The sequence below is a fragment of the Streptomyces sp. NPDC047079 genome, from assembly GCF_040643755.1.
Taxonomy (GTDB): domain Bacteria; phylum Actinomycetota; class Actinomycetes; order Streptomycetales; family Streptomycetaceae; genus Streptomyces.
The window spans coordinates 98404-113341 of record NZ_JBEYUZ010000005.1; the positions used below are offsets into that span (position 1 = coordinate 98404).

A 14938-nucleotide genomic window follows, 5' to 3' on the forward strand; every position below is an offset into this window, starting at 1 on the left:
TCTCAGCCGAGCTGCGGGTAGAGGGCGGCGACGCCACCGGAGAGACCGGCCTGCACCTGGCGGCTGAGGTCGTCGACGACGATCTCGTGGGCGCCGGCGGCGATGCCGTCCACGGCCGCGCGGGCGACGTCCGCCGGGTCGCTCTTGGACCCCGTCACGTGGCGGGCCATGTCGGTGTCCATGTAGCCGACGTGGAGTCCGGCGACGGTGATGCCCTTCGGTGCCAGTTGCTGGCGCAGGGCGTTGGTCATGTTCCACTGCGCGGCCTTGGCGGCGGAGTAGGCGCCGGTGGTGGGGAGGCTCACCCACGACAGCACCGAGAGGATGTTCAGGATCGACCCGCCGCCCCGCGCCTCGATCACCGGGGCGAATTCCCTGATCACCCGAAGGGTGCCCAGGTAGTGCGTCTCCATCTCCAGGCGGAGGTCCTCCCAGCTGCCCGTCAGCAGATCGGCTCCTGTCGAGGTCCCGGCGTTGTTGATCAGCACGTTGACGTCACGGGCCTCGTCGGCCGCCGCGGCGACGGAGGCGGGGTCGGTGACATCGAGCCGGATCGCCTTCACGCCGGGCAGATCGATTTGGTCCGGCCGTCGCGCTGCGGCGTACACGGTGGCGCCGCGGGCGAGCAGTTCCTGTGCCAGCGCCCTGCCGAGGCCGCGGTTGGCTCCGGTGACCAGGGCGGTTGCGGTGCTGATGTCCATGATTTCCCCTCCGGGGCGCATACCCCCTGCTGACTAATGACTTCAAAAGTCAGGTGCGACGCTACCTTCTGGCTATGGATGAGGCAAGTCAGGTTAGGCTTGGAGCATGACCGACCTGCTGACGGAACGCGACACCTGGTCGATGACCAACTGCTCCATCGCCCGCACGCTCGAGATCGTCGGCACCAGAACGGCGCTGCTGATCCTGCGCGAGGCGTTTTTCGGCACTCGCCGGTTCGACGACTTCGCCCGGCGTGTGGGCATCGGCGAACCCGCCGCCGCCACGCGTCTGAAGGAACTGACCGCCGCGGGGCTCCTGGAACGCGTCCCCTATCAGGAGCCCGGCCAGCGAACCCGGTACGCCTACCAACTCACCGAGAAGGGCCGCGATTTCCTGCCCGTGCTCGTGGCGCTGCGGCAGTGGGGCGACACCTGGGCCACGGACGAACAGGGTCCCCCGGTGGTCGTACGCCACAAGGAGTGCGGCGCCCCGGTGCACGCGGTGCTCCGGTGCGACAACGGCCACGACGTCCCGTACGGGGACTCGGTCGTCGACCGCGGCCCCGGCCTTATCCGCACCGGCCCGGAGAGCGCCTGACCCGGCCGTGACGGCCGGCACCGCCGGGCAGCCGGCGCTCCCCGGCGGGCACGACCCGTTCGCGCCCGCACCACGAAGTCCTACGAGGACAAGTCCATCATTGGAGACGAGTGACCAGTGACCGGCGAGCAGTGACCGGCGACCAGTGAACGGTGACCGGCGACCAATGAACGGCAATGGGCGTCCAGTCACCGGCGTCCGGCCGAAGGCCACCACGCCACCGGCCACCGGCGTCCGGCCGAAGGCCACCACGACACCCGCCACCGGCCACCGGCCACCGGCCACCGGCAAACCGTCCGCGAAGCTGTCAGAACTCGGTGCCGAACGGAGCGCTTCCTTGACGCACGACTTTCATCCCGAGCGGAGGACCCTTCACAGGCCCCGTCAGGTCCTGGCCCACCTGTCAGCAGGACCGCTCGACGGACCACCCCTGATCTTCGTTCACGGCTGGCCCGCGCTCGCCTGGACCTGGCGGCACCAAATGGCCCACTTCGCCGCCCTCGGCTACCACGTCGTCGCCCCCGACCTGCGTGGCTACGGACAGTCGACCGTGCACTCAGATCCTTCCGCCTACCGGCAGGAGCTCATCGTCGACGACATGATCGCCCTGCTGGACCACCTCGGGCTCGGCGAAGCGGTCTGGATCGGTCACGACTGGGGCAGCCCCACCGTGTGGAACATCGCCGCCCACTTTCCCGAACGGTGCACCGCTGCCGCCACTCTCGCGGTGCCCTTCGGCGGCCTGGAGTACGGCCTCGAAGCCTTGGTCTCGGCCGTGGACCGAGCGCGCTACCCCGCAACGACGCATCCGTACGGGCAGTTCGACTACATGGTGTCCTACGAGCAGCACCCCGAACGGATCACCGCGGTCTTCGATGCCGAGCCTGGCAACACCGTCAAAGCGCTGTACCGCAAAGGCGATCCGGCGGTCCACAGCCGTCCTGCGCCCACCTCGGTCATCACCTCCGACGGCGGCTGGTTCGGTGGGGCTCCGGCGGCTCCTGATCTGCCCTTGGACACCGACGTTCTCTCGCCCCAGGACCACGCCGAACTCACCGAGGCCCTCGAGACCAACGGCTTCTGGGGACCGACCTGCTACTACCTCAACCACCAGGCGAACGCGGCGTACGCGAAAGCGGCGGTCAACGACGGGCGGCTGGAGATGCCCGTGCTGTTCGTCGGGGCCGACTACGACGCCGTGGCGGACCTGACCAACCCGCGTGCCCTTCACCGCATGCGGACGACCTGTGACCGGCTCACCGAGCGCCGTGTCCAGGCGGGGCACTGGCTCCAGCTGGAAGCCGCTGACGACGTCAATGGCCTCCTGGCGGCCTGGCTCCGCACGGTTGCCGAGGCCCCGGCCTCCGGCTCCTGAGACAGCAGAGGCATCCCGCGCCCGCCGGGCGTCTCGGCCGACGGGGTATGCCTGGCGGAAGGGCATCCTGGCCCAGCGCCGCCGCCGGCGTCTGTGGGCCGCCCGGCCACGGCCGAGGAAGTTCACCGCCGGGCGGGCGCCGGGGCCAGGAGTGCGGGCCAGTCCTGGGCGGCGGCCCAGTCGGCGAGGGCGTGCCAGCCGACTTCGGGGTAGTCGTGTCGCAGCCCGGCGACGTCGACGTCGAGGCCGACGGTGCTGAAGTACTCGACCACGGCCGCCAGATCCGCGGAGCGGGTCAGTCGGCCGTCGTCGGTTCCCGCTCCGCTTCGGCGGGGGATGCGCCAGGTGCCCGTAAGGGGAAACGGTGGTCAGGCCTTGAGCGCACGCCCCGCAACGGCCAAGGCGACTCGGCGTGGCGCCAGCCTGGACGCCAGCACCGACAGGCGATTGCCCAGTCCGGCGACCACGCTCGGCGGGGTGCTGCCGCGCTCCAGGGCACGGCGGGTCGCCGTCACCACGTCGACGGGCGTGGCGACGCGCCCGACCATCGCGTCGCGGGTACCGACCACGTCGAAGAATTCTGTGCTGACCGGCCCGGGCGACACCGCGAGGACGCGCAGCGAGGACCGGCGGGTCTCGTAGGCGAGAGCCTCGGTCAGGTTCAGCACGAACGCCTTGGTGGCGCCGTAGACCGCCATGGCCGGGGTGGGCTGGTAGGCGGCGGTGCTCGCCACGGTGACCAGGGCGCCCCGGCCATCGGCCACCAACTCCGGCAGGAAGACCCGAGACAGCTCGGCTACTGCCCCGACGTTGAGCTGGACCATGCGGGCGATCTGCTCCGGGTCCTGCTCCAGGAACGCCCCGTAGCTCCCGAAGCCCGCGTTGTTGATGAGCGTCTGAACGGTGATGCCCCGCGCGTCGAGATCCGCCCGCAGCGCCGCGCCCGCTCCCGGTCGGGCGAGGTCCGCAGCGATCGGTGTGGCGATGACGCCATGGCTTTTCTCCAGGTCGGCGGCGAGCTCATGGAGCCGGTCGAGTCGTCGAGCGACGAGGACGACGTCGGCGCCTCGCTCGGCCCACTGGCGGGCGAACTCCTCGCCCAGGCCGGCACTGGCACCGGTGATCAGGGCTGTCGTGCCTCGATAGGACATGCTGGACATCGTCGGTTGCTCCACTTCCCCTGCCACGACATGCGGGATAATCAATGTAGGCAACCTACAACATTGTAGTCAACCGCCAACATCGAGGAGAGTGCTGTGCCCGAGGGCTCCTACCATCACGGCAACCTGAGGGCCGCCTTGCTGGAAAGGGCCGAGGCCGTGCTGACCGAGTCGGGAGCCGTCGGGCTCTCTCTGCGCGGTCTCGCCCGCGACCTCGGCGTCAGTCATGCCGCACCGACCCGCCACTTCCGCGACCGCCAGGCCGTGCTGGACGCGCTGGTGGTCAATGGGTTCAGCGAACTCAACAGGCGTCTCCGGGCGGCCGCGGAGGATCCCGGGCCGGTCGAACAGCGGCTGACCGCGCTCGGACGGGCGTACTTGGGATTCGCGGTCGAGCACGCCGCGCTGCTGCAACTGATGTTCACCGCGAAACACGACGAGCGGTCCGGCCAGGAACTGCGCGAACTCGGGCACCAGGCCCTGGAGATCGCCGCCGGGGTGATCGCCGAGGCACAGGAGAGCGGTGTCGTCCGTACCGGTGATTCCGTCCGGCTGGCCCAGGTCGCGTTCTCCACCGTGCACGGTCTGGCCAGCCTGGCCGTCGGCGGGCTGCTCGACGACACCCCTCTGGACGAGGCCGCCGATCTCTCCCTCCAGCTGCTGCTGGCCGGCCTGCGGGCCTCCCCATGAGCGCCGCAAAGCCCTGGCCGGGCCTGCGCATGCACGCGTAGGCCGGTCCAGACGACCGGAGCCGCCAGAGCGACGTCGGCTGCCGGAGGGGCGCAGGAGCTGAGCGGACTGCGGGGACGGCGACGCCGACCGCGGCGGCTCCGCCTGTGCAAGCCGCTTGCGGCGGGCGTCCCGACCCGAATTCGTGACTGAGCGTCCAAGTTGACCAGTGAGCGTTGCGCTTGGCCGTCCTAGCACGAAACTCGTACGCTCCGCGTCCTCCGGCGATCTTGACTACGACGCCGGGCTTCCTGATTGCCTGCGGGGGCGAGTCGGCGCCCTATACCGGGCGGTGCGGCCATTTCCGCGGCCGTCCCCGTGGGCGTCGGCCTGGTGGCGGCGGTAGGACGAAGACCGAAACTCGCCTCTCCCGAGGCGTAACGATCAGCCAGACTGCTTCCGACCGTCTCCCTCATGAGCCAGGGGTGAGCATGCGCACTACACGTTTGGCCGCCTCCGCCGGCGGTGCCGCAACCGGTCTGGCCTTGACACTGCTCGCAGCAGCTCCGGCGAGTGCGTACGCGGACCAGACCGTCTACTCGGAACGGTCGGCGAAAGGCGGGTACGGCACCGCGAACGCTTACCTGACAGGTGAATACTTCTGGCTCAGAGTCTGCGACAAGGGCACCGCGGACGGTTACCGCGCCGTCGGCCGCTTGTCCAAAGACGGAACCTCCTGGAGCGTGACGCGACACGCCGCGGGCGGAAGCGGTTCCTGTGTCGGTGGCTCAGAAGACGGCGCGACCAGCGGCTTCCTGCCCCAGCCGTTCCGCGGTAACTACACGCTGCGGGTCTGTCTGCGCAACGGCGCGAGTGGTGCGGATTTCAACTGCAACGCCACGACGTTCTACTACGACGGCTCGGCCTGACCGCGAGCGAAGTGACGGACACAGTCCTGAGGACCCCCGCGGCCGGCCGGCTCTTCAGCCGTCCGGCCGCGGCCGCGTCCTGTGTCGGTTACGTCCTCACCGGCATGCTCCAGGCGCTCTACGGCTCAGTGAGCAGCGTGAGCAGCCCGATCTCATAGGCGGTGATCATGGGACCCGACCGGATCGGTCTCCACCGTCCCCCTCATACCGGCATGGTGACCTGTGCCTTGGCGATGAGCAGATCCAGCAGCGACAGCAAGGCGCTGCGGACGTCCTCCCGGGAGCGGGCGTCGAGCAGGAGGACGGGGGTGTTCGGGTCCCGCAGGTGCAGGGCCGCGTTGATCTCCTCGGCGGTGTAGGGCTGTTCGCCGTGGAAGCAGTTCGCGGCGATGATGAAGGGCAGTCCGCGGTTTTCGAAGAAGTCGATGGCGGGGAAGCTGCGGTCCAGGCGCCGGGTGTCGACCAGGACGATCGCCCCGAGCGCCCCGTGCAGCAGGTCGTCCCACATGAACCAGAAGCGTTCCTGGCCCGGTGTACCGAAGAGATAGAGGACGACTCCGGCCTGGTTCAGGGTGAGACGGCCGAAATCCATCGCCACCGTGGTAGCCGTCTTGCTCTCGATGCCGTCGAGGTCGTCGACTCCGACGCCGGCGGCCGTCAGCCGCTCCTCGGTGCGCAGCGGATCGATCTCGGATATCGCTTCGACCAGAGTCGTCTTGCCGACGCCGAAGCCCCCGGCGATGAGGACCTTGACGGGGGATGCTTCCGGTGCGGCGGTGTCATAGTCGGGCAAGGTTGTCCCTGATTTTCATGAGCAGGTGGACATTGGAGGTCTCGGAGGCGTCCAGCGGCGGCCGGTGACGGATCAGACCGCGGTCGAGCAGCTCACCTAGCAGGACCGTCATGGGAGTCAGGCGCATGTGCATCCGCGCGGCGATCTCGGCGACCGCCCGTCCGTTCGGCGACGGGCACATGGCAAGGATCTCCCGCCACTCCGTGGGCAGGCTGCCGTGACCGTCGGCGTCGGCAGTCGCAGTGATCATCGTGTCCATCGTCAGGCCGTGCCGGGATGCAGCCGTACGCCCATCGGTGAGGGCGTACAGCCGCGTCCGTCGGCCCCGTTCGGGCTGGGGGTCTGCCGCCATTACGATGTGTGCGCCTGTGAGCGTTCAGGGGTGCCCAGCCACTCGCCGAGTGCCTGCGAGGCGCGGACCGTCTCGCCGCCAAGCTCTCCGAGCCGTGCCTTGCGGGAGGCCACCACGATCAGCGTGCTGCCCGACCCGCACCCGACGATGCACAGGTACCGGTCGTCCATCTCCACGAGTTGGCGGATCACCGCGCCGCCGTCGATCTCCCGCGAGATGGCCTTCATGGTGGATGCGACACCGGAGGCCGCCGCGGCCACCCGCTCGGCCTGGTCCCGCTCCAGGAGGTAGGCGCTGAGCTTGATCCCGTCATTGGACAGGAGTACGGCTCCCTGGATCCCCGCAATCCTGCTCAGGTTGTTGTCCAGGATGCTGTAGATCACGTCGTTCTGTGTCGTCGTCATGGCTGGTCCTGTCGGAGCTCGAGTTCGACTTGTCGGGTGCTGTCTTCGTAGTCCGCCCAAGCGTCGGCGACCTCTTCGGGCGTGGCGGCGTCCTGGCCGACCGCTTCGGCAACGCGTGGCTCACGGAGTTGCTCGGCCATATGCGTCTGCGGGACGCGCTCGGGCAGGGCCGGTGGGGTGGAGACGCTGCCGGAGCTCCCCCGGCGAGCTGGCCCCGGCGCCATGGTCTGTGCCGGACGCACCTGCTCCCTCCGCTGACGGCGCGGCAGTCCCGACGGGGCGGGGGCGGAGACGTCAGCCTGCTCGTCGGACCGCTGATGCGGGAGGAACTCGGGCCGGCGTTCCTCGGCGGACTGCCGTACGGGCGCGGGACCCTGCGCCGGCTCGGGCACCGGATTTCGCTCCTGGGTCTCCACGAGGTGCTCAGCCGGAACGATCACCACGGCGGACGTTCCGCCGAACGCCGACCGGCGCAGCGTGACCTTCGCCCCGAGTTGGTCGGCGAGGTGGCCGACCACGAAGAGACCGAGCCGGTGCGCGTTCTGAGCCAGCACGGAGTACGGCGGCGCGGAGTGGAGTCGGCCGTTCATCTCCTCGTACCTCTCAGCGGTCACCCGCGGGCCACGGTCCTCCACCTCGATGCAGAGTCCATCGGCCACGCGTTCGGACCGGATGTCGACCCTCGACGTCGGCGGGGAAAAGCGGGTGGCGTTGTCAAGCAGCTCCGCCAGGAGGTGGCTGAGCTGGCTGATCACGCGCGGCTCCACACTGACCTCGTCCATGGCGTGACGGTCGATGCGCCGGAAGTCCTCGACCTCCGCGGCCGCCTCGCGCAGCAGGTCGGCGATGCGCATGGGCTCGGTGTGCGGGTCGGGGATCTCACCGCCTGCCAGGATGAGGAGGTTCTCGATCTGCCTGCGCATGCCCACCGTCAGCTGGTCGGACTTCATCAGCTCGGCGAGCAGGGCCTCGTCCTGGCCGAAGGTGTCCTGCAGGTGCTCGGTGAGGGAGAGCTGCCGGCTGACGAGGTTGCCGGTGCGGGAGGCGATACCGGACGCGAACATGCCGAAGCCCTGCCGCTCGTCGGCAAGCTTCCGGTGTCCCTCGATGGACACGGCGACGACGCGGGCGAAGGCGTCACTGATCCGGCCGACCTCGTCCTGCTCCCCCGTCGGCTGCGGCAGCGCTTCGGCGCCGAGGGTCTGTCCGCGCTGCAAGCGGGCCACGATATCCGGCAGGGTCTCCTCGGCGACCGTCACCGTGCGCTCGTGCAGGCCCTTCAATCGGCGCAGAACCGAACGCGTGGTGAAGACCACGACGGCGATGACCAGAAGGAGGGCGGCACCGCTCGCTGCCACCAGCAGGGCAACCTGCCTCTCCAACTGCGCTGCCCGGTCATCGGCGTGGGCGAGCAGTTCTCGCAACCCGCCCTGGTTGAAGGTGTTCAACTCGGCGGAAAGGGTGTCGGCGGGCGCCCGCCACTCGCGGACACCGGGCGGCAGCACGACACCGGAAGGAATGTCCCGGTGCTCGGAGATGACCGCCTCCTCGATGCGGGACTTCTCCTTCCACGCCTTCGAGGCGAGGATCCGCTCAAGGGCCCGCTGGTCGTCTGCGGTCAGATCAGGGGCGATCGTGTCGTACAAGTAGTCGCTGGCGCCGGCGGCTTCGATGAATTCACCGAACCTGGCGGACGTCAGCTTCCCGGAGGGGCCCGACAGCGCGAGGATCGCATCCTCGCGAGCCACCACCTCCGATGCCGAGAACAGGGAGACCAACGACGTTCTCTCCTGTGTCAGCCCACCGTCGTCCACGTGGCTGAAATCCTCGTAGCTGCGGATGGTCTCGTTGATCACGCCGGTGTAATAGTTCACGGTGTCGTCCAGGCTGCCGTGACGTGCGTCGGCGCGCTCGCGCTGGGCACCCAAGTCGGCCAGACGCCGCGTGACGTCCTGGAGATGGCGCCTGGCCAGGTCCGAATGCACCTGCCCGGGATCCGACGACTTCCGGAACGCGGCCACGGCCCGGTCGGTGTCGGCTCGGCGGCTGCGCAGATCGGCCCCGGACACAGGGGAGCCAGACCACCACGCCGCTGTGATCGCGCGCTCGGACTGCATTTTGATCATGACCTGGTACAGGGGTATGCCGGTCTGTCGACCGGAAGCCACGTCCTCGCGAAGGTGCTGGGACTCCTGCAGCAGCCGATTCGAGCTGATGAGCACTTGGATGCTCATCGCCACGGTGGGCACCACCGCCAGCCAGACGAGCAAGGTACGCAGGCGCACCGCACGCCGTCGGCTCCTTCTCACCGGCTCGCCCGGGCCTTGGGGTCCTGTAGGAGTCATCAGTCCTCGTCATAACGGAGTCGGTCATTCCTGAGCGGGTGCCGATCATAACCAGCCAAGGCGAATAGCGGATGGTGCCGGGTGGCACAGGGGAACGGCGCTGACAGTTAAGGGCAGTTCATCATAAGTTGAGTTGGTTGTCGGCTGCGCTGGAGTTGAGCGATTTCTCCAGCTTGTCCAACGGCCTCACCCGAACGGGTGGCGCGGCCGCCGTCCCCCCTCCCCCGCCCGCGCCGCAGATCGCGTGCCGTCTCCCCGTAGAGCGCCTTGACGCGCGGGCGAGGTGGCGCGGGTCGTGGATCCCCCAGCGGGCGGCCACCACGGCGATCGTGCGGGCGTCGTGGGCGGGGTCGAGCAGATCAGGGCGGATGCGGTCGAGGCGCCGGCGGCGCAGCCAGGCCGCGAAGGACTCGCCGGCGCGGTGGAACAGCCGGTGCAGCTGACGGCCGAGATGCCGTGTACCGCGGCTACCGACTCCACGCACAGGGACGTGCGCGGCCGGTCCCTCCTCCAGCCACGTCGCGAGCTTGGCCCGCAGGTGGGGGCCGAGCCGGCAGTCGTAGCCGGAGGGGCCCTTGGAACGCGGCGCCTCGCCTCAGCCCGCCTTCCAGGCGCGGCGCAACTGGTAGACCGACTTTTCACTCACCCGTAACTCCCCGGCGAGGCACGGGACTTCCACGCCCTCCTCGAAGAGGTCAACGGCCCGCATCCGTAGTTGTTCCTGGCGCCTGCGCTGCTCGGCGGTCAGCCCGCCCCCGTCCAGCCACCGCATTCCTTCGGCGTACCAGCTCGGACGGACCGCGTCACCAGTCCCGACACAGATCGGACCCCGAGACGCCGAAATCAGTAGACTCCCGGTCACAGCAGCCGCCGGATGTCACCGCGGACGCGGTAGAAGCCGCCGGCCGCTGCGTGCAGGGCGTCCACGACATAGCGCGCCCCGGGCTCCCGTATCGCCTGCGGGAACTGCACGTTCCAGGACGGGTCGTAGCCGTCGGACACCACGTGCACGCGGAGGCGGCCACTCTCCTGGACGCACTCGACGACGACCGCCCCGGAGGGGGCGTGGGCGACGGTGGCCACCGCGCCCGCGGCCGTGGCCGGCGTGTAGGTCGGCAGGGCCGCGGCGAGTTTGACGTCCCGCGCCACCGGCACCGTGCCCTGCTGCGCCGCGGAGATGGCCGCCTCACTCGCGTCCACGCACACCAGCGAGCCGTCCGTGGTCACCAAGTACAGCCGCTCGTCGCGGTACTGCATCGACAGCGCCGAGCCGCCTCCCGTGCCGAGCTTCCACAGGCGCGTGCCGTCCTGGTCGAAGCAGTAGACGGATGACGCGGCGTCACCGGCGAAGACGAACCGCCCGCCGGGCGAGGTGGCGCACGAGTACACCGCGCTGTCGCAGGCGTAGGTGGCCTCGATCGCGCCGGTCGCCTTCGACAGCCGCTGCACCACGCGGTGCGCGGTCCCCGCGTACACGGTGTCGTCCTCCTGCCAGCCGAACAGGACACCGCCCCGGGTGGGCGTGTGCCACAACTCGCTGCCGCCGTCGGGCGCGTAGGCGGTGACGCCCCGGTGGTGGCCGTGGTACACGGCCCGGTCGTCGGCACGGATCATCCAGGCGTGCTCGCCCTGGCTGCGGCGGGCCCACTGGCGCTCGTCCTCGTGGTCGATGACGGTGAGCCGCCCGTCGCGGTCCGAGACGTTCAGGATGCCCTCGTGGATGTCCAGCCAGAAGATGTCGACGTCCGCCGCGATGTCGTACGCCGCGAACGGCAGTTTCGAGGACAAGTCGTAGACCTTGCCGTCGTCGCAGCCCGCGTAGATCCAGAAGTCGTCGGCGACCAGGCACTTCACGCCGTCGGGCAGGCTGAACCGGGCGAGGACGCCGCCGTGGTGGTCCAGGGTGTACACGTCCCCCGCCTGGTTGCCGACCCAGCAGTGCTCGTCGTCCACGTGGATGCCGAACGCGGAGGAGCCGGTGCGGAACCGCCACAACACGGGTGCCACGGCGCGCGCGGTGGAGGGAGCCGAGGTCACCTGACGTCGTGTCACCGGCCGCGGGGCACGCTGTCCGGGAACAGCCGGGGCGTACCCCTTGCGGACCTTCTCCCCTACCTTCTTCGCGGCGGCGGACCGTGCCTTCTCCTCGGTGGGGAATGCCGTCGTCTGTGTCTGCCCGGGGGCGCCTATCCGCCCGTATCGCACCGTCACCACCTGGCCGTCGACGGCTACTTCGTAGAACTTGTGCGCGCCGGCGCCTTCCTGCGACAGCTCCAGATACGTCGTCGACACCGTGGACCCGGTAGACATGGCAGACCCCTCCCCAGGGCGGACCCGCGGCCTCTCCGCCAGGTCCCACTGATCAAACCGTAGGACGAGCCACTGACAATCGGCTCTGCCCCACGGACGGGCAGCAGGCGGCGACGGCCAGGGGGTTTCGTTGGATCAGCCCGGGTCCGCGACGCCCGGTACGGCACCTCGCCGCGTTGTCGGACCACCCGAGTACATCCAGTACACGGGCGGCCCTCCGCCTTGCGATGCTCCCCCAGCCACCGCTGGGAGGTGCCCCCTGCACCGGACGCCGCGGCCTGATCCGAACTGATCCAAACGAAACCCCCTAAGTCACACTGCGGGGTCTTTCTCCGGAGGGGTCTCCGGTCCCAGGGCTGCGGCGCCGGCGCATACGACGGCGGCCAGGGCGAACCCGACCACGGCCGCGTTGACGTAGTCGGGAACGGTCTCTGCGGAATACGTTCCGCCGCCCTGCGTCTCGCAGACGAACCGCAGGGGTACGTAGTCGACGGTGTAGTCGACGACGCTCAGCGCTCGTTGCGACTGCCCCGGCGTCCGGCAGGGCCGTAGCGGGGCCGAACCCGCGCCGCCGTCCTCGGCGTCCAGAACCGCAAGGGCGACCAGGAGCATGCCCCACGTGTAGAAGGCCACCGCCACGGCTCCCAGGAGGGGGGCGACACCACGGAGCCAATCTCGCCGGTCGGCGGGCCGCAGGCCGGCCCGGCCGAGGGTGCGGAAGCCATGCCCCACGAGGGCGAAGGGAGCGGCCAACCCGGCCGGGATGATCAACAAGAGCAGGCAGGCCATGTCCCGAGCTCACCAGGGCGAGGCCGCACCGGCCGTGACGGAGGCCACAGTTCCGGCAACAGAAACGTCACAGCTCACTCACCCGCACTCGTGCCCGATGCCCGGCAGGTGTGGCGGGGGTTGGCGCTTGCTGCCCGCGTCTTGTCGTGGGGGCGGACATGGCCAGACTCGTTGTCGGAGAATGCGGCGCCGGGGTGGGCGTCCGTCTCAGTCGGCCGTTGTGTCGCCTGGGCAGGGCGATCCGAGCCGAAGGCTGTCGCGAGCTGGTCGAGCAGGGGCGCTGCGGATGGGTGCGGGTCGCGACACGGTGTGATCGTGTAGATGCCGCGGGAGGGGGATCGACGAGGGGGACTGTGGTGACGTCGGTCCGCAGTGCGCACGTCAGCACCCCGGGTATCAGGGCGATGGCGTGGCCGGTTGCGACCAGCGCCATCTTGCCGGGCAGATCGGCCGCGGTGAGGTCGATGCGGGCGGTGACTCCAGCGCGGGCGGCGTGCTGGCGCAGCAGCGCCGCCGAGCCGTCGTTGTCCTCGACCCAGGTCTGGTCGGCCAGCGTCTGGATGCGCACCGGGCCGCGCCCTGTCCGCGGGTGGGCGACGGGCAGCGCGACGACCATCTCGTCCATCCCCAGGAACCGTCGTTCGACACGCGGGTCGTTGGGTAGCCCCGGTGGTGCGTCGGTGACAACAGCGACGTCGAGGTCGCCAGCGATCACGCGGTCGTGCAGTTCCGGGCTCAGCCCGGGCAACAGGCTCCACCGGAGAGGTCCGGCCGTCTCCAGCAGGCGGCGGATCGCCGCGGGCACGATCCCGGCGGCTAGAGACGGCGTCGCGCCGACAGTCAGCGGCCGACTGGGCGCCCCGTCACGAACGTCCCGCACGGCACGCACGGCACGGTCGGCCTCGTTGAGCGCGACCAGGGCGTGGTGACGGAACACCTCGCCGGCAGGCGTCGGACGCACGCCGCGCACATGCCGCTGCACCAGCGGCACCCCGAGCTGGCGCTCCAGCCCGGCGATCTGCCGGGAAACGGCCGACTGCGTGTAACCGAGCTCGGCGGCCGCCGCCGACAGCGACCCGAGTCGGCACACCGTCACGAACGTCCGCCACGCAGTCAACTCCATGGCACAAGTGTGCCTGCCAGGTATGCGCATCCCGCATCGTCGCCCTGCGATATCTGCGCTTGTCGCAGATATCGCCATGCCCCCACGCTGGAATGCATGATCGCACCGCACACGATCGCCGTCCTCGGCCGGGGCCGCATGGGAGCCGCGATCGCGACACGACTCGCCAACCACGACTGGGACGTCGTCGGTTGGACCCGCTCCGGGCGCTCGACAGGCGCTGTCGAGACGACCGGCGACCCGAACGACGCCGTGGCGAAGGCCGACATCGTGCTCCTGGCGTTGTTCGACGGCCGGGCCTGCCAGCAGATCGTCGACCACGTCCGCGACTCGCTGCGAACGGACACGATCGTGCTGAACACCAGCACCATCGCCCCCGCCGAGGCGGCGAGGCTGGCCCGGCAACTCGGCCCGTCCTACATCCACGCGCCCGTGCTCGGCTCCGTGCCGGCTGCCGCCGCCGGCGCCTTGGAGATTCTCGCCGCCGCCGACCGGGAGGCGCTGGACCGAGTTCGCCCAGTTCTGGAAGCGCTTGGCACGGTGCGGCACGTAGAGGACGCCGCCACCGCGGCTGCGCTCAAGCTGGTCGCCAACAACAGCCTCGCAGGTGCCGTCCTCGCGCTGCGTGACTCACTGCGGCAAGCTGATGCCCTGGGTCTGCCCCGTGCCCAGGTGCTGGACGTCCTCGAACTCGGCCAGCTCGGCGGGCTCGTCGCCCGCAAGAGAACCTTCCTCGCCGACCAGCCGACCGGCGCTGCCACGGCCACGGCCGAGTTCACGATCGGCGCGCTGGCCAAGGACATGGCGCTGCTGGCTGCGGCGTCAAACACCCCCCTGCACAGCGCAGCCGACTTGGCCGACACCCCTGTCGACCCTGAAGCCGATATCGCCGTTGCCGCCACGGTCCCCGCCGTGGGCGACGCCGTACTCGAACCGCTACGCGCCTACATCCGCGGACACGCCACCGGCGACCCCACCCACTTCCGCGACGCGTTCCTGCCAACCGCCCACATCGAGGGACTCCGGGACGGCGCATTCGTCTCGTGGCGCCTGGACGAGTACTGCGCTCTGTTCACCGGCCGGCCAGCCCCGGACGAGCCGATCCGCTCCCGCCGCATCGACGCCATCGATGTCCACGGCACCGTCGCAACCGCATCCATCACGCTCTGGCATGGCCCGGACACCTTTACCGACATCTTCCTGCTGACCCACGTCAACGGCAGCTGGCGCATCGCCAACAAGGTCTACCACCGCAACGCCTGAGCCGGTGTCCGATTCGTCGTTGCGCCGGGATCAGGTGAACCGGGCGCTGATTCCCCCGGTTCACCGCTGTCGCCACTGTCCGTCGTCGCGCGTTTCGGTGACGCCGCCCGGAACCGGCTGCAGGTAG

The 14938-nt window shown here is 69.9% G+C and carries 17 protein-coding genes and 1 pseudogene; 6 read left to right on the forward strand and 12 right to left on the reverse strand.

Features of this window, described 5'->3' with window-relative positions; genetic code table 11:
- Positions 1 to 2: 2 nt before the first annotated feature.
- Entirely contained in the window at positions 3 to 701 is a 699-nt protein-coding gene (locus ABZ823_RS09605) for an SDR family oxidoreductase (protein WP_361656140.1), read from the reverse strand.
- A gap of 106 nt (positions 702 to 807) precedes the next feature.
- Here ABZ823_RS09605 and ABZ823_RS09610 point away from each other — a divergent pair, with 106 nt between their 5' ends.
- A complete protein-coding gene (locus ABZ823_RS09610) occupies positions 808 to 1299 on the forward strand; it encodes a helix-turn-helix domain-containing protein (RefSeq protein ID WP_361656143.1) in 492 nt (163 codons plus the stop codon).
- Between the two features lie 337 nt (positions 1300 to 1636).
- The gene (locus tag ABZ823_RS09615) at positions 1637 to 2674 is read left to right on the forward strand and encodes an alpha/beta hydrolase (protein WP_361656146.1); all 1038 of its coding nucleotides are present in this window, start codon (positions 1637 to 1639) and stop codon (positions 2672 to 2674) included.
- Between the two features lie 122 nt (positions 2675 to 2796).
- Here the strand turns inward: ABZ823_RS09615 and ABZ823_RS09620 are convergent, their stop codons facing one another.
- Entirely contained in the window at positions 2797 to 2946 is a 150-nt protein-coding gene (locus ABZ823_RS09620) for a hypothetical protein (protein WP_361656149.1), read from the reverse strand.
- Positions 2947 to 3042: 96 nt separating this feature from the next.
- A complete protein-coding gene (locus ABZ823_RS09625) occupies positions 3043 to 3825 on the reverse strand; it encodes an SDR family oxidoreductase (RefSeq protein ID WP_361656152.1) in 783 nt (260 codons plus the stop codon).
- Positions 3826 to 3930: 105 nt separating this feature from the next.
- On the opposite strand from ABZ823_RS09625, the gene ABZ823_RS09630 reads away from it, so the two are divergent.
- The 3 genes from ABZ823_RS09630 (at position 3931) to ABZ823_RS09640 (ending at position 5590) form a co-directional block, all read left to right on the forward strand.
- Positions 3931 to 4524 (forward strand): TetR-like C-terminal domain-containing protein, encoded by a 594-nt coding sequence (locus tag ABZ823_RS09630; RefSeq protein WP_361656155.1) that lies wholly within the window; start codon positions 3931 to 3933, stop codon positions 4522 to 4524.
- A gap of 464 nt (positions 4525 to 4988) precedes the next feature.
- A complete protein-coding gene (locus ABZ823_RS09635; RefSeq protein ID WP_361656158.1) occupies positions 4989 to 5432 on the forward strand; it encodes a hypothetical protein in 444 nt (147 codons plus the stop codon).
- A gap of 11 nt (positions 5433 to 5443) precedes the next feature.
- Positions 5444 to 5590: a hypothetical protein gene (locus tag ABZ823_RS09640; protein WP_361656160.1), complete on the forward strand. Its 147-nt coding sequence runs from the start codon at positions 5444 to 5446 to the stop codon at positions 5588 to 5590.
- 44 nt (positions 5591 to 5634) lie between these two features.
- On the opposite strand, the gene ABZ823_RS09645 is transcribed toward ABZ823_RS09640, so the two are convergent.
- The 9 genes and pseudogenes from ABZ823_RS09645 to ABZ823_RS09685 form a co-directional block, all read right to left on the reverse strand.
- The gene (locus tag ABZ823_RS09645; RefSeq protein WP_361656163.1) at positions 5635 to 6225 is read right to left on the reverse strand and encodes an ATP/GTP-binding protein; all 591 of its coding nucleotides are present in this window, start codon (positions 6223 to 6225) and stop codon (positions 5635 to 5637) included.
- Positions 6212 to 6577, reverse strand: a complete 366-nt coding sequence (locus ABZ823_RS09650; RefSeq protein WP_361656165.1) for a DUF742 domain-containing protein — start codon at positions 6575 to 6577, stop codon at positions 6212 to 6214. Before ABZ823_RS09650 ends, ABZ823_RS09645 begins: the two co-directional genes overlap by 14 nt.
- Positions 6577 to 6981, reverse strand: a complete 405-nt coding sequence (locus tag ABZ823_RS09655; RefSeq protein ID WP_361656168.1) for a roadblock/LC7 domain-containing protein — start codon at positions 6979 to 6981, stop codon at positions 6577 to 6579. Before ABZ823_RS09655 ends, ABZ823_RS09650 begins: the two co-directional genes overlap by 1 nt.
- Complete coding sequence (locus ABZ823_RS09660; RefSeq protein ID WP_361656170.1) at positions 6978 to 9266, reverse strand: nitrate- and nitrite sensing domain-containing protein; 2289 nt, start codon at positions 9264 to 9266, stop codon at positions 6978 to 6980. The genes ABZ823_RS09655 and ABZ823_RS09660 overlap by 4 nt, the downstream gene beginning before the upstream one ends.
- Before the next feature lie 181 nt (positions 9267 to 9447).
- Positions 9448 to 9810, reverse strand: a complete 363-nt coding sequence (locus tag ABZ823_RS09665) for a helix-turn-helix domain-containing protein (RefSeq protein ID WP_361656173.1) — start codon at positions 9808 to 9810, stop codon at positions 9448 to 9450.
- A 111-nt stretch (positions 9811 to 9921) separates the two neighbouring features.
- A complete protein-coding gene (locus tag ABZ823_RS09670; protein ID WP_361656176.1) occupies positions 9922 to 10098 on the reverse strand; it encodes a helix-turn-helix domain-containing protein in 177 nt (58 codons plus the stop codon).
- Positions 10099 to 10184: 86 nt separating this feature from the next.
- Positions 10185 to 11636: a WGR domain-containing protein gene (locus ABZ823_RS09675; RefSeq protein ID WP_361656179.1), complete on the reverse strand. Its 1452-nt coding sequence runs from the start codon at positions 11634 to 11636 to the stop codon at positions 10185 to 10187.
- A 312-nt stretch (positions 11637 to 11948) separates the two neighbouring features.
- Positions 11949 to 12425 (reverse strand): hypothetical protein, encoded by a 477-nt coding sequence (locus ABZ823_RS09680; RefSeq protein ID WP_361656182.1) that lies wholly within the window; start codon positions 12423 to 12425, stop codon positions 11949 to 11951.
- Between the two features lie 239 nt (positions 12426 to 12664).
- Positions 12665 to 13548: pseudogene (locus tag ABZ823_RS09685) on the reverse strand (LysR family transcriptional regulator); the annotation flags it as partial.
- A gap of 96 nt (positions 13549 to 13644) precedes the next feature.
- Here ABZ823_RS09685 and ABZ823_RS09690 point away from each other — a divergent pair.
- Entirely contained in the window at positions 13645 to 14811 is a 1167-nt protein-coding gene (locus ABZ823_RS09690; protein ID WP_361656184.1) for a nuclear transport factor 2 family protein, read from the forward strand.
- The last annotated feature ends 127 nt before the right edge of the window (positions 14812 to 14938 follow it).